This is a genomic window from Armatimonadota bacterium (assembly GCA_029907255.1).
Classification (GTDB): Bacteria; Armatimonadota; UBA5829; order DTJY01; family DTJY01; genus JAIMAU01.
In genome coordinates this window covers 26,417-45,085 of sequence record JARYMF010000004.1, presented here as the reverse complement: position 1 = coordinate 45,085, position 18,669 = coordinate 26,417, and the positions used below count along the sequence as shown (strand labels likewise).

17 protein-coding genes and 1 pseudogene are annotated in these 18,669 nt (G+C 48.4%); 12 read left to right on the top strand and 6 right to left on the bottom strand.

Features of this window, described 5'->3' with window-relative positions:
- Positions 1-59: 59 nt before the first annotated feature.
- Complete coding sequence (locus QHH26_04225; GenBank protein MDH7481170.1) at positions 60-2,084, bottom strand: alpha-L-arabinofuranosidase C-terminal domain-containing protein; 2,025 nt, start codon at positions 2,082-2,084, stop codon at positions 60-62.
- 138 nt (positions 2,085-2,222) lie between these two features.
- Here QHH26_04225 and QHH26_04220 point away from each other — a divergent pair, with 138 nt between their 5' ends.
- Positions 2,223-4,625, top strand: a complete 2,403-nt coding sequence (locus QHH26_04220) for a hypothetical protein (protein MDH7481169.1) — start codon at positions 2,223-2,225, stop codon at positions 4,623-4,625.
- A 34-nt stretch (positions 4,626-4,659) separates the two neighbouring features.
- On the opposite strand, the pseudogene prxU reads toward QHH26_04220, so the two are convergent.
- A pseudogene (prxU, locus tag QHH26_04215) lies at positions 4,660-5,247 on the bottom strand (thioredoxin-dependent peroxiredoxin).
- A 171-nt stretch (positions 5,248-5,418) separates the two neighbouring features.
- Positions 5,419-7,152, bottom strand: a complete 1,734-nt coding sequence (locus tag QHH26_04210) for a Na+:solute symporter (GenBank protein ID MDH7481168.1) — start codon at positions 7,150-7,152, stop codon at positions 5,419-5,421.
- 251 nt (positions 7,153-7,403) lie between these two features.
- Between QHH26_04210 and rpsF the strand changes: the two genes are divergently transcribed.
- From rpsF to rpsR, 3 genes are all read left to right on the top strand, one after another.
- Positions 7,404-7,697: a 30S ribosomal protein S6 gene (gene rpsF, locus QHH26_04205; GenBank protein ID MDH7481167.1), complete on the top strand. Its 294-nt coding sequence runs from the start codon at positions 7,404-7,406 to the stop codon at positions 7,695-7,697.
- 87 nt (positions 7,698-7,784) lie between these two features.
- Positions 7,785-8,219 carry a single-stranded DNA-binding protein gene (ssb, locus tag QHH26_04200; GenBank protein ID MDH7481166.1) on the top strand — a complete coding sequence of 145 codons (435 nt, stop codon included), beginning with the start codon at positions 7,785-7,787 and terminating at the stop codon, positions 8,217-8,219.
- Between the two features lie 51 nt (positions 8,220-8,270).
- On the top strand, positions 8,271-8,510 hold the full coding sequence (rpsR, locus tag QHH26_04195) for a 30S ribosomal protein S18 (GenBank protein MDH7481165.1): 240 nt from the start codon (positions 8,271-8,273) through the stop codon (positions 8,508-8,510).
- Positions 8,511-8,589: 79 nt separating this feature from the next.
- On the opposite strand, the gene QHH26_04190 is transcribed toward rpsR, so the two are convergent.
- Entirely contained in the window at positions 8,590-9,528 is a 939-nt protein-coding gene (locus QHH26_04190) for a class I SAM-dependent methyltransferase (GenBank protein MDH7481164.1), read from the bottom strand.
- Positions 9,529-9,635: 107 nt separating this feature from the next.
- On the opposite strand from QHH26_04190, the gene QHH26_04185 reads away from it, so the two are divergent.
- Positions 9,636-10,424 carry a class A beta-lactamase-related serine hydrolase gene (locus QHH26_04185; protein ID MDH7481163.1) on the top strand — a complete coding sequence of 263 codons (789 nt, stop codon included), beginning with the start codon at positions 9,636-9,638 and terminating at the stop codon, positions 10,422-10,424.
- 44 nt (positions 10,425-10,468) lie between these two features.
- Positions 10,469-10,711 carry a hypothetical protein gene (locus QHH26_04180; GenBank protein ID MDH7481162.1) on the top strand — a complete coding sequence of 81 codons (243 nt, stop codon included), beginning with the start codon at positions 10,469-10,471 and terminating at the stop codon, positions 10,709-10,711.
- 210 nt (positions 10,712-10,921) lie between these two features.
- Here QHH26_04180 and QHH26_04175 read toward each other — a convergent pair whose 3' ends face one another.
- Together QHH26_04175 and QHH26_04170 are read right to left on the bottom strand one after the other, a co-directional pair.
- Positions 10,922-11,278 (bottom strand): STAS domain-containing protein, encoded by a 357-nt coding sequence (locus tag QHH26_04175; protein ID MDH7481161.1) that lies wholly within the window; start codon positions 11,276-11,278, stop codon positions 10,922-10,924.
- A 60-nt stretch (positions 11,279-11,338) separates the two neighbouring features.
- Positions 11,339-11,725, bottom strand: a complete 387-nt coding sequence (locus tag QHH26_04170) for an STAS domain-containing protein (GenBank protein MDH7481160.1) — start codon at positions 11,723-11,725, stop codon at positions 11,339-11,341.
- Positions 11,726-11,937: 212 nt separating this feature from the next.
- On the opposite strand from QHH26_04170, the gene QHH26_04165 reads away from it, so the two are divergent.
- From QHH26_04165 to QHH26_04140, 6 genes are all read left to right on the top strand, one after another.
- Positions 11,938-13,806 (top strand): ABC-F family ATP-binding cassette domain-containing protein, encoded by a 1,869-nt coding sequence (locus QHH26_04165; protein ID MDH7481159.1) that lies wholly within the window; start codon positions 11,938-11,940, stop codon positions 13,804-13,806.
- A gap of 148 nt (positions 13,807-13,954) precedes the next feature.
- Positions 13,955-14,533, top strand: a complete 579-nt coding sequence (locus QHH26_04160) for an RNA polymerase sigma factor (GenBank protein MDH7481158.1) — start codon at positions 13,955-13,957, stop codon at positions 14,531-14,533.
- On the top strand, positions 14,530-15,339 hold the full coding sequence (locus QHH26_04155; protein ID MDH7481157.1) for a zf-HC2 domain-containing protein: 810 nt from the start codon (positions 14,530-14,532) through the stop codon (positions 15,337-15,339). The genes QHH26_04160 and QHH26_04155 overlap by 4 nt, the downstream gene beginning before the upstream one ends.
- Positions 15,340-15,364: 25 nt before the next feature.
- Complete coding sequence (locus QHH26_04150; protein MDH7481156.1) at positions 15,365-16,783, top strand: hypothetical protein; 1,419 nt, start codon at positions 15,365-15,367, stop codon at positions 16,781-16,783.
- Positions 16,784-17,035: 252 nt separating this feature from the next.
- Entirely contained in the window at positions 17,036-17,491 is a 456-nt protein-coding gene (locus tag QHH26_04145) for a hypothetical protein (GenBank protein ID MDH7481155.1), read from the top strand.
- On the top strand, positions 17,457-18,650 hold the full coding sequence (locus QHH26_04140) for a zinc-binding dehydrogenase (GenBank protein ID MDH7481154.1): 1,194 nt from the start codon (positions 17,457-17,459) through the stop codon (positions 18,648-18,650). The genes QHH26_04145 and QHH26_04140 overlap by 35 nt, the downstream gene beginning before the upstream one ends.
- The last annotated feature ends 19 nt before the right edge of the window (positions 18,651-18,669 follow it).

Below are 18,669 nucleotides of genomic sequence, written 5' to 3'. Positions count from 1 at the left end.
ATACATCAATCGAGATTCAACATAAAAAGTTTTTCTACTCAGGCAATGCTAGCCAACTGCTAGGATTTCTTAAGTCTTAACCTGACGAGAGAATTTGGTGGGAATGTGCGAGTAAAGCCCGTTGAGTGTGTTCCCGTGGTCGAGTGAATTGGCTTAACGGCTTCCGGTTCATCGAATGTATTCATAGCCATGAAGTCGTCGCCTGTAAGCGTTTCTACAAAGGCTTCGCCTTCGGCTTGGAAATCATGAAGTGCAATATCAACTGTGAGTGGGTCTTTTGGATGCCGATTGGATACGAGAATATTCATTTCCTTACCTGTTTCATCGAGTAGAGCAATGGCGTCTAGCCAGGGTGCGTCATTCCATGCGGGCAAGTCGGCAAGCTCTGCAACTGAGAATTTGGGACCTGTAATGTGGATTTTAACAGGGGTTCGCCCGGATTGAGATGCATACATCCTGTGCGCCCAGTAAACTGGGTTTGGGTATACGAACTCGCGTTGTTTCCGCAGGCCGCCGCCGTGGTTAACAAGGGCTGAGTGGGTTATAATCTCCACTATCCCTTGGCTTCTAATTGCTGCGTTTACCATTCCAGCATAAAGTAGTGCTTCTGAGAGGGTTTGGTTATTTGGCAGTTGTGGCTTGTGGGTGTGTATTTGTAGCTCAGTAAGTGCAATCGTTGGAACTCTGATTCCACCTTCAGCCATTTGGCGTGCCATTTCGTGAAGATGGGCCTCGAACCAGAATGGGAATGCCATGAAAGCCTTATAGGCAATTTCCGGGTCGGTTTCCGCAGGAATTCCAGCGCCCCGGAGCTGGTGTGTGGAAAGCGAGCGCAGAATGTCGGCGTTCTTCTCGATGATGGGTTTGTTCCAGTTTAGGTCCTGGCCGTTTGCAATGAACTTAATGTTGGAATCAACAGCGTACATGGCTTCGTAGAATCGGCGGTATCGTTCGGCATATTCCTCGGGTGTGCAGTTGCCGATTTGCCAGCTGCCGTAAAGTTCGTTGCCAATCTCCCAGTATTTGACGCCATAGGGTTCGGGATGCCCATTTTTTGCGCGAAGTTTGCCAAGTTCGGTGTCCAGTCCGCCGTTGCAATATTCAACCCACTGCGCTGCCTCCTCAGGTGTGCCGTTTCCTGCATTTATGCAAATCAGGGGCTCACAACCTAGCAGTCGGCACAGCGCAAGGTGTTCATCCGTTCCAACATGATTTGGCTCTTCCTGGTCCCACGCGGGGTTCACCCGCATTGGGCGTTCATCAAGCGGGCCTACTCCATCCTGCCAATGGTAGCCTGAGACAAAATTCCCACCTGGGAAGCGAAGCATTGTCAGTTTTGATTCTTTTAAAAAATGAAGTATGTCGGGGTCAAAACCTTCCACATTGTCCGTTGGGAATAGGAAGCACTGGTCAAGGAAGATTTCTCCCTTTTCTTTAGCTCCGATGGTGAGAAGTAACGGCTGCCCACGCTCGACGCCATTGCGTCTAATGGTTAACTTGCCTTTGCACTTTTGCCAACTTGGATTTACTGAAAACTTTGCTCCGCCGAGGTCCTTACCGTCGAGCGTTCGGATAATGGCGTGGAGTTCCTTTATCGTTCCTTTTGCCCATACAGTAAATTCGTATTCGCAGGTGCGGTGGATTGGCAGATAGATTGGTTGGAGAATGCCAACTTGTGGCGTGCTTAGCGACCGAATTTCAATTCTTTGGGATGTTTCCGAGTTAATTCTATCGGTAGAGAGTGAGTACGAAACGTTCCCTGTGCCCCAGCGTGCCCAGAAGCAAGCAACGCCTGCCTTATGACTCTCAAGGAGGTCAGGCCAGACTTCGGAGATTCCGGAGTGAGCTAACTTCCGCTCAAGGCCCTTCTCGCCGTGGTGGCTGAAATACTTTGATGGTTCGAAGCCGCTGTTTCGCAGAATCTGCGCCCAGAAGCCATGGTATATATTGTTACCAAGGTTCTCGGTAAACTTTCCGAAAAGGTATGGGGATATCGGCTTGGATTTTTCGCCTGCAAATACCTCAATTTGTGGCTTGTCGCCGGGCTTGAACTCTACTATTGGCTTAGATTCAGTTTGCCTCAATTTCTCTACCTTAAATAAGAGTACCCACATTGGGTCATTTATATAAAGCTATACTAGCCCTATCTAAGCGTTCTGTCAAGCTTAGTTTGACGTGCCTTGTAGCGGCTGTTATACTTCTCCAAGAAGGGAGTGGGGTGATTGGGTCGGTTAATTCTTGTTGTGTGCCTCGTGTTTACTGCAATAGCGGCCGCGTGCCAAGCTCAGAACCTGCTGACCAACTCCGACTTTTCGATGGGGCTGGAAAACTGGGAGCTATATGGCAAAGACAAGGCGCTCATTCGGTTGGGCAGCGGCGAGGGGCCTAATGGTTCGAACTGTGCCATTGTGCCTGCAGCGCATGCGAACATATCGGAGACAATGCGCTTGAAGCCCAACGCGGTCTATGAGCTTTCCTTCCTATATCGTCGTAGTTCCCCTGCCTGTGCAGGAGACTTAGTTATATTCCTTAATCGGCTTGGTGAAGGGAACGCCAGCGCTGGTGTTATTAGGCTTTCGTTCCCTCGGGAGTCGGATATGGATAAAGCGGGCGAATGGGAAGAGTTTCGCGAAGCATTTCGCACTCCCATTCTTACGAGCTCCGGCAAGGTTGTACTTGGTGCTTCTGGTTTTGGTGAAATTGCGTATGCACGGGTATCGCTGAAAGAGCTACCGCCAAGTTCGACGCCAACCTCACTCCTTCGCAACGCCGATTGGAGCAAGCTTAGAGTACTTCGCACTTGCAGTCCATTGTTCGAAGAGTTGCTCTCCGATTCTCCGGGTGGCTACACGGTTATTGCTTGGACTCACAACCTCAATAAAAAGAATCTGCCGCCAGAGTTATCCGCTAAGTTTACCGATGAACAGTGGAAGCAGGAGCAGCTTGCTATGTTTCGGGAGGCTGGCGAAAACGGGCTTTATTATTACGGCTTGCCTGGTTATTCAGAAGTAGCCGAAGAGGTGTATCGTCGGTTTGGGGTTAAATTCGACGTCGCTTGTGAGATGAGCAATGTTAGGAGTGCCGCGATTAAAGCTGGGGCTGAAATTTTGAATCCAAAGAAACACGCTTCTACATCAGCTGAACCATCGGTATCGCTGGTTGATCCTGCGTATATCAATGCCGCGGTGGAGTATCTCAAAGCGCAAGCTGAGAGATTCAAGGGCAAGCCATATGTATTCGCCTATATGGGCAAAGACGAGCCGAGCATAAACTTTCCGGAAGGGCCGATGTCGGAATGGGGACCGTTTGCAAGACAGTGCGCAGAAGAGGTTCTCAGGGATTTCGGGTTCGGCAAATATGCAATGCCCGCTCCTGGGGATCCTGAATATCTTGCTGATGATGTTAACCGACCATTTCGTTGGATTGCTTTCAACCGCTGGATGGCAGCGAAATATGCTGACTCTAAGAAAACTATGTACGAGGCGCTGAAGGCTGTTGACCCAAATGCACTTTATAATCCATGTGACTATTGGTTCATGACCGGCTTCGTACCCTTTGACTTTGCTCTCATGGCGAAGTATGGTGATATCTTCGATTGTGACCCTTATGCTAGCTCGGCAGAGCGAATGAAGGGCAGAGGACTTTACAACCACGGCTTCGGGCCTAAGTTCTTGCGTGATATCACCAGAAAGCCTGTTCGTGCGATTGTGCAAGCTTTCGATTATGCTGGGTACGACATGACCCCCGAAGATTTGCTTGAGTGGGTTAGCCAAAGCCTGCGGGCTGGCGCTAGCCATATTGACTTTTACCAAATGGATAACCCCAGGTTCACACATCCCGACCGATGGAAGATGATGCTGCATATTTCGAAGGTTGTTACTTCGATGAGGGCAATCAAAATCCCCGATGACCCGGAGGTTGCGATACTTTACTCTGCCGATTCGCATCGAAGCAAAGGGCCGAGCACTAATGCAAATGAGCTTTATACTGCCTATGCCTTGCTTGGTGAAAGGGTTGGCTCATGGTTTGAATTCGTAGATGATGATTCGCTAGCAAGGGGGGAAAGAAGCCTATCAAAGTATCGAGCGGTCTACATACCCTTTGGTACTTATCAGAGGAAGTCGGTCGTTCGGCAGATTGAGGAGTTTGTTCGCAAAGGCGGCGTAGTTATTTCTGGGGACCCGAGCATCTTTTCATGGGATATCAACGGGGAGAATCTTTCTTCATGGCGTGAAAGAATATTTGGCATTCGAACGATTGCTCCCAAGGCTCGAAATTTTCTTGTGCTTCGAAGGAGTGAATGGGTTGGGGACTGCCTGGCGGGGACGTCGCTTCCAATTTATCCTATATTTGGCAGGAACGGATGGTCCGAAGACAACGGCTGGCTAGTTGAAACGGCAAAGCCCGATGTTCGCGTGCTAGCCGTGTTTGCTGACGGCACGCCAGCGATTACGGCGCACAGGTATGGGAAAGGGGAGGCGGTTTACTTCGCGGCAAATCCGTTTGTCCCCGAGTGCCTCTTTGAAGGCGACAAATGGGACCGCCTTTTCCGTGCGTTCCAAATGCACTTGGGTGCGAAGGTTGACCGCCCAATCTGGCGATTCCGTCTTCCTTCGATGCAGTAGCTGGGCTTTTGTGTTAGCTTATCGAGCTTTTGACTCAGAATGCCATGTCTGGCTTCCAAACCTCCCAAACATGGCCTACGAGGTTCGGCCCTGGCTTGAGTGTAGGTTTGCCAGGCTGCCAGCCGGACGGCATAACTTCACCAGTTTCGCGAGTGTGTTGGAACGCCCTTACCTGGCGAAGCATTTCGGCGACATTTCTTCCAACGGGAGGTGTAAGGACCTCCATAGCTTGAATTATGCCATCTGGGTCTATTATAAATCTGCCTCTCACGTTTACGCCGGTTTCTTCATCGAAAACTCCATACATGCGGCCAATTTTTCCGCCGGGATCGGTTAGCATTGGGTAGGGAACGCCGCCCGCAACCATTTTGGACAGCTCTTCCTCCTGCCATATCTTGTGTGAGAATTTGCTGTCTACGCTGATTGTGAGCACTTGGACTCCGAGGGATTCAAGTTCTTCGCGTTTGACGGCGACCGCCGACAATTCTGTCGGTCAGACGAATGTGAAGTCGCCGGGATAAAAGCAGAGGACCACCCACTTTCCACGATAGTCTGATAGCTTAATGTTGATGAAGCCGCCTTCAAAGTAGCCGGCTGCTTCGAAGTCGGGGGCAAGCTTGCCACATGCTGCTTCCATTATGTTACCTCCTTGTGGTGGGGTTTCAAGCTTCCATATTCCCGTCTCAGGGTGTTATTAAACGTTGGTTGGGTGGAAATACGCAAACAAAGCCGATTGTAATGATAAAAAGTTTGGGGAAGCTACGGATGTGCCAAGAGGTTTTGCTATTGGTTGTTAATCCTCTTCCAGCCTCCGATACCATGTCTGCCAGAGAATAAGCGATGTCATTACGACAATTCCTCCGGCGATTAGTGCCTCGGTAAAGCGATGCAGGACAAGGTAGATAGGGCACATCCACATCGCAATTAGCCAAGGGATGCCAATCAAAACGTTTGCAAAATCTTGGCTAAATGGTCTTCGGAGTCTACCGTCTAAAGCCAGGTCTTTTGCCACGGCTCCCCACCATCCTGCAGGGCGCACTTCTGTATAGAACTTTCGCAGAGTCTTTTCATCGGTTGGCTTAGTAAGAAGGGTTACGGCGATGGTTATGCCGAGCACCAAGAAAACAATGGCAGGGAAGGTTAGATAAAGCGGCATAGCGGCGAATTTCGGCACAAACGCTTGGATTAGCGAAAGCACCATCCCGGAGACTGCGCCTGCTGCGTATCCCCAGCCGTTCATCCGCCACCAATACCAGCGCAGAACATTCGGCATTAGTACTCCGGCGCCGAGGGTTCCCATAATCCATGTGAACATTTGATTAATAGACTTTGCGGCAAAGCCGATAGCTATTCCTAGGGCAATGAGGAGGGCTGATGATACATAACTTGCATAGATTAGTTTGCGCTGTGAGGCATTCGGATTGATGTATTTGTGGTAAATATCTTTCACGATATAGCTGGCCCCGCCGTTAACTGTTGAGTTAAACGTTGCCAGAAAGCCCGAAAGCAGGGCGGCGATGGCGAATCCCCTAAGCCCAACAGGTAGCATGTTTTGGATGACCGAAGGGAGTACTTTCTCGGGGTCTCCAATTTCTGCCAGTCCAACTATGCCGAGTATTGCTAACCCCATTGCCATGGGCCAGCGGACTGTATGTATGATTCCCCAAAGCGCACCAAGCTTCGATGCTTCCTTTGGGTTTTTCGCTGCCAAAAAGCGTTGAAAATCATAGAGTTGTTCAGGCCCGGAGAGCGAGAGGAGAAGGCCTTTCATCACCCAGATGATTAAAAGCGCCCCGAAGAGTTTGTAGGCAGGGTCGGTAATGTATGCGAAGTCCCACCTGTTTGGGAGGAGGCTGCCCCATTCGGAAGGCACTTTAGCCGAAAGCGCTTGCGGCGAGACATGAGCAAATCCCAAATATGCGATAACAATTGCTCCGATGCTTAAAACGATGGTTTGGAATATCTCGACCATTACAACGCCATGGAATCCGCCAACGATTACGTAAATGCCGGTAATTCCAATAATCAGAGCTGCGCAGGTATGTTCACTAAATGGGAGATAGACCGAGCCAAATTTCCCCATTCCGGTTGCGCCATATGCCAGAAATGCAGTAATGGTTAGGACGGCGTAGAGTGTATAAGAAGCTCGTGCGGCCTCACCTGCCTTGCCGCTTCCGAATCGGGTTTCCATCCATTCAGACCCCGTCATTACGCCTGAGCGCCGAATCCACTTGCCCATATATGCCATATAAAAGACAGGAATTATGAATCCCCAAATCCATTGCACCCACATGCCTTTCAGCCCGATTGTAACGAACAAGCTAACAATCCACATTGTGCCGGTTATGTCAAAATAAGACGAGCTGCCAGACATTGCTAGCGCCCACCAGGGAAGTTGCCTTTCGCCAAGAAAGTAGCTGCCAATGTTTTTCGACGCCTTCTTCTTCATCCAAATTCCTAGAGCGATTACGATGGCGAGATATGCGATGATTATTCCGATGTCAATGGGATTCAAGCGCTTGAGCATGTTTCCTCCGATAGAGCATGGAATTAAGAGAGCGTCTTTGCTTTTTGAATTATATTTCCCGATGAAAAATAAGCTTCCTTCGTTTTTAGTAGAAGCCGCCCAAAAGAATATTCGTTGCAAAAGCTTGTAAAGCATGATATAATGCGTCGAAATAACGCCGGCAACTTGTTTTCAAAACACTATAATAATGCCGGCGTCCTTCCTGCTCCGGACCAAGTTCCGGGGCTGCTAATCCGAGGGGAGGTGAAATAATGGTCCGTTCCTACGAAGCTCTATACATCATTCCACCCGGCTTGCAGGAAGAGGAGATTACCCCCATCACTGAAAAGTATAAGCAGGTAGTGGAATCCCAGGGCGGTGAAGTCGAGGGTGTTACCCGTTGGGAGACTCGAAAGCTTGCTTATGAGATCAAAGGTCAGCGAGAGGGTATCTATGTGCTGATGACCTTCAAAAGTGAGCCCAAAGTTGCCGCCGAGTTGGATAGAGTCTTTAGGATTGGAGAAGATGTGCTTAGGCACATCATTGTTCGTAGAGATGAGAAATAGGAATTAATAGTGGGCTATGTTGGAAGTATTGATTGGGTACTGAGTAACTGGCCAGAGTTCATAGCCCTAGATGAGGAGGCAGAGAGTATGTTGAACAGAGTGGTATTGATTGGCAGACTAGCTACCGACCCCGAACTGAAGTACACGCCTAGCGGAATTGCGGTGGCAACGTTCAGGCTGGCCGTAACCCGTAATGTGTCGAATGCACAAGGCGAAAGGGAAACGGATTTTATCCCTATAGTGACGTGGAGGCAAGCTGCTGAGTTTGCGGCGACTTATCTTACAAAGGGGCGGCTTGTTGCTATTGATGGGAGACTTCAAATAAGGTCATGGGTGGCTCAGGACGGATCTCGCCGGAGCACGGCCGAAGTTGTTGCAGAAAAACTTAGGTCTTTGGATAGACCAAAGGAGCGCACTGAGGCTGGCGTGGCAGAGATAGAAGAAGCACCAGTGGTTGAGGAAAGTGACACCGCCATTGAGCCCCAGGAAGAGGAATTTGAAGACCCATTTGCCGATGAATAGGCAAAGCCTATTTTAAATGCTTGATTAGATTTTAAGGAGGCCCTTAATCATATGCAGAAAAAGAATGCAACAAAATTCAAGAAAGCGCGGCGAAAAGTCTGCACGTTTTGTGCAGATAAAGTAGAGACTATTGACTATAAGAATGCCACTAAACTGCGCAAGTTTATCTCGGACCGCGGAAAGATTCTTCCTAGGCGAACAACCGGAACTTGTGCTTCGCATCAGAGATTGCTAACTAGGGCAATAAAACGGGCAAGGCACATGGCTTTGCTCCCATTTACGGCGGAGTAAATTTCTATTTTGGCTCAAGCAAAAGGACGCTGGATTCTTCCGGCGTCCTTTTTTGTGTTTAAAAAGCCAGAGAAAAATATTATTCAATCCGTGTCTGGTCGGGTTTGCGAAGTCGGAGGCGGAAGAAGACGGACATAGGCTTTCCAAAAAGGGTAAACGTTCTAGGCTCGACTTCTGCATCTGCGAAGTGAGTTGCTTCAGCAATCTCTAAAAGTTCTTTCTTGCTGTATGCTGCCCGCCAGGATGCCATGGGTCCGACTTCAAAGGCAAGGCGCAAGTGGATTGGCAATTCCTTTTCGTATTTCTGCCATTCCTCCAATGGAACTTCGCTTTGATAGTCGTAAAGCCAGAACTCGCCGCCGGGATTCAGGATGCGGTATATTTCATCGAATACCTGGGATGAATTACGCCAATGGTGCAAAACGTTGACGCTAACGACAAGGTCGAAATACCTGCCTGGAAACGGGATGTTAGTTGGTTCGCCTTGGGTGAATTCAATCACTTTTTCGACATTCGAAGCTCGGGCGTTCGCCTTTGCAACTCGTACCATGTCAATGGAACGGTCCATTCCAACTATGGTGTGGAAGTGGTTTCTTAGGGCAAGTTCAATAGGAAGGTAGCCTGGTCCTGTGTCAAGGTCCAGTATTCTCGCGAAGCGTCCCTCTTCATGGATTTCGCTTGCAATCTCGGCATAAAGTGGTCGAAGCTGCCTTGCCAAAAGGAACGAGTAGAGCTCGGTGCCTGGGAATGGAACGGCTTCAATATTCTGGGCGAACTCCGCAATCTTGGATGTAATGCCATATCTACGAGCGAGTACGAATAAACCCGCTCCGCAGAGGCTAGCGGCAATTCCAGTTTTTATGATTTTCTTTATTTTGCTCATAATTTTTGTGGCGTAAAGTTTTATTTTCCTAAGTGCCGATGTTGTTTTACCCTGAAGCAGCAAGGCTTCAACCTTGGGTGATAAGGCACCTTGACGATTAAACAAGCACATCCTTTGTGAGTTTCTTCGCTCCAATGGCGTTTTTCTCCTTCGTTGACGTGCGATTAGTTTGCTAATTAGAATTATGGCAGTAACAAGAGAAGTCACTAGTGCAGTTAAAAGTTCTAGGGAGAGGACAGAGAATGCCATCATTGGAGTCAGAAATACGAGAGATACTCAATCGAAACAAGGGCACATTTGGCATTGCGGCTTGGAATTCCACCGACGGCTTGGAGTTTTTCTTTAATGAACATGAGGTTTTTCCTTCTGCAAGCGTTATTAAAGTTCCCATTATTGTTGAGCTTTTTTGGCAACGTGATGAGGGGCGGGTTTCGCTCGATGAGACGGTCATTCTAAAAGACGAGGACAAGGTTGAAGGTTCTGGCATTCTAAAGGAGCTCCATGAAGGGCTTGAACTGACGCTTAGAGACCTTGCGACTCTCATGATTGTTATTAGCGACAACACAGCTACAAATTTGTTAATAGATCGCTTGGGTAATGATGTTGTTAATTCGCGCATGCGCTCGCTTGGTTTGGAGAAGACAACCCTTGCCCGCAAAATGTATGATTGGGAACAGGCTCGGCTTGGAAAAGAGAACCTTTGTACGCCGTATGAGATGATGCAGCTACTGCGTTGGCTTGCCTGCGGTGAAATTCCTAGCAGAAGTGCGAGTCAGGAAATCATCGAAATCATGGCAAGACAACAATATAGGGACAAGATTCCGCTCATGTTGCCCGCCGATCTTAAAATCGCCAACAAGACGGGTTCGATTTCGGGTGTTACCCATGACGTGGCTGTGGTCTATGCGCCCTGGGGTCCATACGTACTCTGCGTAATGGCGAAGGGGATAGACGACCAAGAAGACCAGCGCATCGCCAAACTCGCCATAGCGGAGATTTCCAGGGTGGTATATGACCACTTCTCCGCATGATGGTAAGTTTTTGGAGCGGATTCGCTGAAAGGCAGGGGAGAGACATGCAGACGGTTGACAAGTTGGCAGCTAGTTACTGGGAAGTAGACCGCAAAATGACTAGCCATCAACTGAGGCCCTACTGTGTTGTCATTCTAAGAAATAAAAAGCAAAAGAAGGCGGTCGTCAAAGCTAGTTCGTATGACTTCGAATCAATGAAAGAATATGCAGAGGCACTTCAAGAAGACCTAGAAAAGCTGACTAACGAAGAGTTCATTAGGAAGTATGATTTAACTACCATTACATAAAGCCTTAGACCGGCACTTTGGGTAACAAGCGTTAGGAACACCGGCGTGCTGGCCGGCAGGGAGCCATAATTATTAGTTTTTAAGCAAGATGAGGGGTAGATTGAGGATTTTTCGAATCTACCTCTCTTTTTTATTAATTAATGTATTAGCGAATTGGCCTTGCTTATTTATAATTTCTAGAAAGCATGGTGGTTCAAAAATAAAAGAGGGCTACCGAGCGTTGGCTTCTGCGAGGGCTTCATCCAGTGAGGTATACATTGGAAGACGATTTTCGAGGCGTGACAAGGTTATTAGCTTGCGAAAAATACCGTGACATCCGATGATTGCTAAACGCCTATTCTCATTCTGAAGTTTTTGTTGGAAAGATATAAGGGTTAGAATGCCAGAGCTATCTATATAGGTCAACTCTGTCGCGTCTAGGATGATATGCTTCTTGCCGCTACGTGCAGCGTTTTGGAGTGCTCGAGCTAGAACGGATACGGTTCCGCTGTCTATCTCGCCGCTGCATTTCACGATAGTTGTTTCCTTTAAACGATTAATGGAAATCGAACAAGATTCCGCTGACATCATTTTGAGCCCAAAGGGGTAGTAGCCGATTGTGGTTTTATTAGCAATGCAATATTGTTTTCAGGCTGCTTGTTTTTCTTTCGCATCCGAAAGCATTTGGTCTAAGCTGTCTCGTACGTGGATAAACTTGTCAACACGGGTAATTTCAATCACTCGTCTGGTTGCATTGTGCCCTGGTGGCACAATTACGTAAAGTTTGGCATTCCGTTCTTCGAGTGACTTGTAAGCGGCTATAAGCGCGCTTAGTCCCGAGCTGTCTAAATAAGATACGCCTGTTAAGTCCACAGCCACAATTTTCGTCCCCCGGGCAACTGCTTGTTGCATGCCGTCTTCAAACCTTGAAACGTTGTAAAGGTCAATTTCGCCAGCCGCACGCACAAGGGGTATGCCATCTAAGTCTACCAATTCTATGGAGAGCTTTTCATTATCAGGGCGAGCGTTTTTCATGTCTGAACTACTCAATCTCCAGAGTAAGCCCGGCAAAAGAATTGACCTACCGTCTAAACACTATAAGCTGCTTAGCTTTTGGTTTCGCAAGTTCATATACCCTTCTTTTCTACAAATAACACATACCTGCATTCCAAACTTTGTTGACACCTCATATCACCAATGCTAACATTCATGATTGCATTGCTACATATTTTACCTCAGGTGATGTTGTGGCTGTTATCACTCTCAATTCGGTTAGGAAATCGTTCGGCGGGCTCCAGGTCCTCGATGAAGTGAGTTTTACGCTGGGATTTGGAGAGAAAGTTGCGCTTGTTGGGCCTAATGGGAGCGGAAAGACAACAATACTCCGACTTATTGCTGGCGAAGAAGAAGCTGATTCGGGTACAATTCAAGTTCTTCCGGGTGTAACTATCGGCTATATGCCTCAGGATAGTGAACTGGTAGGTGAGCGAAGTCTCATTGAGGAAGTTTCAAACGCATCTGAGGAAGTAGTTCGCTTGGAATGTGAACTGCGCAGGCTTGAAGCTGCGATGGGCGAAGCGACTGGCGAAGAATTAGAGGCAATCCTTGCCAAGTATGGCGAGACGCAACACGAATACGAGCGTCTCGGCGGTTATTCGTTCGATGCAGAGGTTAAGTCGACTCTGAGTGGATTGGGTCTTGGACCGGAACATTGGGAGAAGCCAGTTAACATCCTTAGTGGCGGACAGAAGACACGGGCGGCATTGGCAAAGCTGCTTCTACAACAGCCAGACGTGCTTCTTCTCGATGAACCGACGAACCATCTGGATATAGAAGCGGTCGAATGGCTGGAGGATTTTCTCCAGGACTTTTCGGGCACGGTGCTGGTTGTATCACACGACCGCTACTTCCTCGACCGAGTAGTCACAAAGGTGATTGATTTACATGAAGGATATACAAAGACCTATGCTGGCAATTATACAGCCTATGTTCGGCAGAAGCAGGAATTTCTCCGACAGCAGCTTGAGGATTATGAGCGACAGCAGGCAGAGATTGCTCGTTTAGAGGATTTTATTAGGCGGTACCATGCTGGGCAACGCCATCGGGAGGCGAAAAGCCGCGAGAAGAAGTTGGCGAGGATGGTGCGGCTTCGAAAGCCAAAGCTAGAAGCCGATAAAATGCGAGTTCGCTTTGAACAAGCTAAGACAAGCGCACAAATAGTGGCAGACCTGCGAGATGTTGGCAAGGCTTTCGGGGAGCGGCAATTATTTGCAGGGTTGAACCTCATGGTGGAGAATGGCGATCGGATTGGAATAGTTGGGCCGAATGGTGCGGGCAAGACGACCCTCCTTCGGATGATTGTTGGCGACGAAGAGCCAACAACCGGCACACTTAGCCTAGGTTACGGGGTCGAAATAGGTTACTTCGACCAAGATTTGAGCGGCTTGGATCCTGAAAATACGGTACTTGAAGAAATATTGGATACAGAGGACCTTGGCCCGGCGGAAGCACGAGCTTTCCTCGCACGCTTCTTGTTCAAAGGAGATAGCGTGTTCAAAGCAGTCTCGAAGCTGAGCGGTGGCGAAAGAAATCGTTTGGTACTGGCTAAACTGATGCTAAAAAAACCAAACGTTCTTGTGCTTGACGAGCCGACAAATCACCTTGATATTGATTCAAGGCAGGCGCTTGATGATGCCCTAAAGGCATTTGAAGGAACGATAATTCTCACCTCTCATGACCGATATCTACTGAACTCAGTGGCAACCCGAATCGTCGAAATTAAAGGAGGAGCGGCGCGGGTATTTGAGGGAAACTATGACTTTTTCGTCGAGCGAGCACGCCCAAGGCCAGCACGCCCTTCAAGAAGGAAAAAGCCAAAGCCAGTTGCCCGCAAGCCATCTGTTGCTAGCGAAGTTGCTACGACAGGGCTGACTGCCGAAGAAATCGAGCGCCAAATAGAAGAGGCTGAATCAAGGCTTGCAGAGGTAACACAACTTCTTGGAAATCCGGAAACTTATGCGAACGCCGAGAAGGCGGCAAGTACCGTTGCCGAATATCATGAGTTGACTAGAACGATAGAACAATTGTACGCGGATTGGGAAGCCCTTCTGGATTGAATATCGGCAGTTTTGCTCCTGGCGAGGATGACAAACCGACAGGCTACTAAAAGGAGATAGCTTTGGGGATGAGAGGCTTATTGTACACCTTTGCCCGAACCTCAACGTCTAATGAGTTGAATATGCGCCTGCAGGTGCGAAAATGCTTATGGGTAGTTTGGAGAAGCCGGCAGTGCTGGACGCATCTGTTATAGACAGAGACCAGTTGCTGGTGAAAAGCTTTCTAGCTGGCGATGAAAGAGCGTTTGACGAGCTTGCAGTCAAATACCACGCATATATTTACAACATCTGTCTACAGATGCTTGGCAACGCTGCAGATGCAGAAGATGCGACTCAAAACGCCTTAATCTCTGCCTATCGTGCGCTACCTCATTTCAAAATGAAATCGCGGGTATCTACGTGGCTCTATCGCATTGCAGTGAACCAATGCCTGAGCCTTCAGCGAAGCCGGCGATTAGAGGCTCCCTTGGAGAAGGATTTCGGTGAGTGGTCCCAACCCAGCCTCGAAGATGTCGAGAAGCGTCGGATAATTTCGAAATTACTCCAGCGGCTTGCACCTCATTTTCGCGCAGTGCTCATATTGAGGTACTATCGAGAGCTTTCATACATAGAAATTGCTGAGGTGCTAGGCTGGTCACCTGATAAAGTGAAGTGCTATCTCCACCGCGCTAGAAATGTCTTCAAAGAGATTTACCTGCGCGAGTGCGAGAATGGAGGAGTGCCATGAAGTGCTCCCAAGCTAGAGACAAGTTGATGGATTATATTGCGGCGGAGCTTTCGCTGAGAGAGGCAAAACAGCTAAGTGGTCATCTTGATTCCTGTGAATCATGCCGCAGGTATTTAGCACTTGCGCAGAAGGCTTCTGAAGCATTGAATTGCTTGCGAGAAGAAGAACCGGCGCCAGATGTCCTCAGTGCGGTTAGACAGAGGATTGATGCCGAAAGGATTGTCTGTAGTCGAATTCGCGTACCTCGTCTAGCAGCGGCATTCTCGGTAATTTTTATATGCGCAGTAATCGTTGCCGGCTGGTTTTTGCAGACGTTATTTACCCCTGAAGCTACACAAATCGCGCAGCAACAAGAACACTTTAAAGCTCCTGCTTCGACGAATAATCCTGCAGTGCAGAGCGTACCAGATTCAATTCACAATTCGGCTAGCATATCAAAGCCCGTTGTTCAGCAGACTGGGCAGAATATTATTAAGCCTCAAATTCGTAAAGTTGCAAATGCCTTGCCTGGGCATAGGCGGCGGAGAACTCTATCAACTACCAGAAAACCCATATTGGCACATAAACCGTTAAGTGAAGCAGACGTCAAAGTTGCACCTGAGCCCAGTAATGGCGAGGCGGTAATGGTGTTCGTACTAAAGCCAAGGGAGCCTGAGGTATACACAATACAGGTAAGCACCGATACTGAGTCGGATGAGGTCGAGACGCCGGCTACCGAGCTGAATGTAGTGCGAGAATTTGACGTCGGAGGCAGGGTAACATCTGTAACTATCGCGGAAACGGTGGCATCCGCTAATATTTACTAGTTTGGAGTCACGGGGTGCACAGAACATGCACAAGATTGCAAGCTTTTTGGCAGCAATGATCTTAATTTCCTCAATGATAGGGCTTGCTTTTGGGGACTTAGATTCATCAAGTTCGAACGAATCTGAGAAAAAATATCCCAAGCAGAGGCCACTGGAAACGAAAGAGCAAATCCCAAGGCGGTTCCACGATTTGCGTGAAAGACTGTATCAGTTTGAGGGTGCACGCTTTGGGGATGCTGGGCGGTTTCGAATAGGCGATACATACTTTGGCGGGACCATCTCTCTAAAATGGCCAAATAAGCTAGTAAGCATAGATGTTAGGGATGCTGACCTAGCGAGGCTTACGGAGCTTCTCAGTGCACAAACGGGCATTCAGTTTGTGTTGGGAGAGGGAGTGCCAGTAAACCTAAAAATCACAATTCGCGTGTCGAAGATGGATGTAAAACGGTTCCTTGACACGCTTACTGCAACCACTGGCTTAACGTATATAGCCGAGCATAGGGAGACAGAGAAAGCAGAAGCGGAGACAGCAAAGCCAGAAAAGGCCGTTGAGACTAAATCAGAGGATAGTCCGGACAGCCCCGATTTTGCGGATTCCGAAATGAGAAAGTTTCCATTCCCGGGCAAATTTTCCGAGAAGCATCCCATGTATGATTTCATGAGGAAGGAAGTAACCCATGTCACTATCTACAGCCTCAAAAGCAAGGGCGTAATAGTGAATATGGGAAAAGTTTCAGCTTCATTAAAGAACGCCGACCCTATCGAAGCGGTAACAAACCTTATCAAACAGATTGGTGGCGCAGGTTACGTAGTCATGAATCTAAATGATTATTTGGCTCTTCAGGATCCAGCTCAAGCGGAAAGAATAAGAAAAGCACTTAAGAGCGCTCCCCGCATGAAAGTCAACCTTGAATTAAGGGATTCGCCTATAACAGATGCGCTCGTTCAGCTTTCTCAGAAGGGGAAGTTCTATATTACAATACCTAAACCTGGGATTCCGAATTTCTTGATAATACCGGACGTTGAAGTTGTGGATGAGAAAATACTGCCTTCTCTCAGTGCTGTCGACAAGGAGGCTGAGGAAAAGGCAAGGAATGACCAGCGCATTTGTATGGCCAGAATGAAGGAAATGGTTACAAAGCTTCTAGCTTTTGCAAAAGCCAATGGCGGAGTGTTTCCGGATGCCGCAGAGTGGATGGAGAAGGTTCCATTTCCCAAGGAATATCAGCGGTCTTATGCAATGAACAAATATTTGAGCCTTAGGAAGTTGAGCGAAATTAGAAATCCTTCCGAAGTAGTATTGCTGTTTGAATCAATCTGCGGCCGGGTATATGGAACAGAGGAGTCAGTTATCCCGATTCGGCGGCACCCCGATGGCATTGTGTTCGGTTTCGCGGACGGGCATGTTGAAATAAGGGAAGACATGCCCAATTTCAAGCCATAGGGTGAATCCTACCAGTTGATATGGCGGCGAAAATGAGAAGGCCGGGCACGCCCCCGGCCTTCTCGCTTATGGGTGTGGTGGGTGATTGCAGGGCTAGTTAAACTCAAAAACTCTATAAGTTCGCTGAATCAGGTATGCCAAAAGCAATCTAACCCAGCGCTCTTATTGTGAGCGCTTACATCCATAGTATAGATAAGCAAGATGCATGCCAATATGGCAACGAACGCATTCGATTTGTTATAATATCTCCCCATGGCAAGCCTTATTGAAAAATACAGAGCTACTCAAAGGCGGATTCGCGCGCTCTTTGCGCCGTATACGGCGGAACTTTGCCCTGCTTGTCCTCAGCCGTGCTGCCGAAAACCCACGAAAGTTCAAGAGATTGACGTTCTTCTTGCAAATGCATGTGGATGTTCATTACCTTCGGCTAACAAAACAGTGAGAGAGTATCTCGAAGCTAGCATTAGCATCCTTGCTGGCGGCGAATTGGTTGAACAAACCCTTGAACCATGCGATTATTTGGGAGATAACGGGTGTCTTTTCCCCGATGATCTTCGGCCGTTTGAATGCGTGAAGTATGTGTGTCCACAATTAAAACGCACGATGACACCGCGAGAGATGCGCGAGCTTAGATATCTGCTCCACAAGCTGGGCGTTCACCATCGAGCACTCATTGACGCCATTATGCCTGCGGGCCGCCGCCCTTGACACCAAATTCGGCCAAGACTATGATGTTCATGTTTGGATAGGTACAATTAAAGTTTTTGTACCAAAATATGCCATGAGAGCTGCCGTACTTGAAAAGTTTAACGAACCGCTAGTAGTGCGAGAATTCGATAAGCCGGCCCTCGGGCCTGGTGAGGTTCTTGTGCGGATGCTTGCCGCAGGTGTGTGTGGGTCAGATATCCACATGTGGCATGGTAAGGATCCTCGAATACCTCTGCCAACAATCATAGGTCATGAGGGCGTGGGAGAGGTGGAAGAAATTGGTCCCGAGCCGCCAAAGTCCATCAGTGGGAGAGAACTCAGGCGTGGGGATAGGATTGCTTGGGACCGTGGAGTTACGTGTGGCCAGTGCTTTTTCTGTGCTGTGCGGCATGAACCGAACCTTTGTCCAAATCGGTGGGCTTATGGGATTGGGAGGTCATCGGAAAAACCGCCCTACCTTGTTGGTTGTTATGCTGAGTATATCGTACTTGTGCGAGGCACAAATATCATTCATCTAGATGAGTTTCCTTCGACTGATTATGTGCTTTTGGCGAGCACGTCTTGTTCTGGAGCAACCGCTGCCAATGCCGTGGAGGTTGCTGGTATTGAGCTGGGTAGCGCTGTTCTAGTACAAGGTTCTGGTCCGCTTGGATTATTCTTAACTGCTTTCGCCAGCATGCTTGGGGCATCACCGATAGTAGTCGTGGGTGGCTCACCAGATAGCCTTTCTCTTGCGCTAAAATTAGGTGCAGACCTAGTCCTTAGCCATCGAACCACGTCATCAAAAGAACGGATGGAAGCAATTCGAGAAATCGCACCCCGAGGCATAGATGTTGTGCTTGAGTCATCCGGCAGACCTGACTCGATAAATGAGGGAATAAGAGCGTTGAGAACAGGTGGCTCGTATATTTCCACAGGTTTCGCAGTCCCTGGAGCATCAGTAACGATTGATTGCTACCAAGATTTAGTGCGGAAAAACCTTCGGCTTCAAGGAGTTTGGACGAGCCATACGCGCCACCTTTATCAAGCTCTGGCGCTTGCTAGCCAGAATCCCATGCTGGGCGAAATGATTACAAGCACATTCACTCTCGAGCAGGCAACCGATGCCCTTGTTGCTATGGAACAACGCGAAGCTATTAAGTCGGCAATAGTATTCTAGAACTTTCAATTTACACTTT

What these genes read in the sequence shown, in the direction of transcription:
- ssb (MDH7481166.1), top strand. Translation starts at nt 7,785, where the DNA reads ATGTTGAACAGAGTGGTATTGATTGGCAGACTAGCTACCGACCCCGAA.
- QHH26_04180 (MDH7481162.1), top strand. Translation starts at nt 10,469, where the DNA reads ATGCAGACGGTTGACAAGTTGGCAGCTAGTTACTGGGAAGTAGACCGC.
- QHH26_04175 (MDH7481161.1), bottom strand. Translation starts at nt 11,278, where the DNA reads ATGTCAGCGGAATCTTGTTCGATTTCCATTAATCGTTTAAAGGAAACA.
- rpsF (MDH7481167.1), top strand. Translation starts at nt 7,404, where the DNA reads ATGGTCCGTTCCTACGAAGCTCTATACATCATTCCACCCGGCTTGCAG.
- QHH26_04185 (MDH7481163.1), top strand. Translation starts at nt 9,636, where the DNA reads ATGCCATCATTGGAGTCAGAAATACGAGAGATACTCAATCGAAACAAG.
- rpsR (MDH7481165.1), top strand. Translation starts at nt 8,271, where the DNA reads ATGCAGAAAAAGAATGCAACAAAATTCAAGAAAGCGCGGCGAAAAGTC.
- QHH26_04145 (MDH7481155.1), top strand. Translation starts at nt 17,036, where the DNA reads ATGGCAAGCCTTATTGAAAAATACAGAGCTACTCAAAGGCGGATTCGC.
- QHH26_04160 (MDH7481158.1), top strand. Translation starts at nt 13,955, where the DNA reads ATGGGTAGTTTGGAGAAGCCGGCAGTGCTGGACGCATCTGTTATAGAC.
- QHH26_04210 (MDH7481168.1), bottom strand. Translation starts at nt 7,152, where the DNA reads ATGCTCAAGCGCTTGAATCCCATTGACATCGGAATAATCATCGCATAT.
- QHH26_04170 (MDH7481160.1), bottom strand. Translation starts at nt 11,725, where the DNA reads ATGAAAAACGCTCGCCCTGATAATGAAAAGCTCTCCATAGAATTGGTA.
- QHH26_04150 (MDH7481156.1), top strand. Translation starts at nt 15,365, where the DNA reads ATGCACAAGATTGCAAGCTTTTTGGCAGCAATGATCTTAATTTCCTCA.
- QHH26_04155 (MDH7481157.1), top strand. Translation starts at nt 14,530, where the DNA reads ATGAAGTGCTCCCAAGCTAGAGACAAGTTGATGGATTATATTGCGGCG.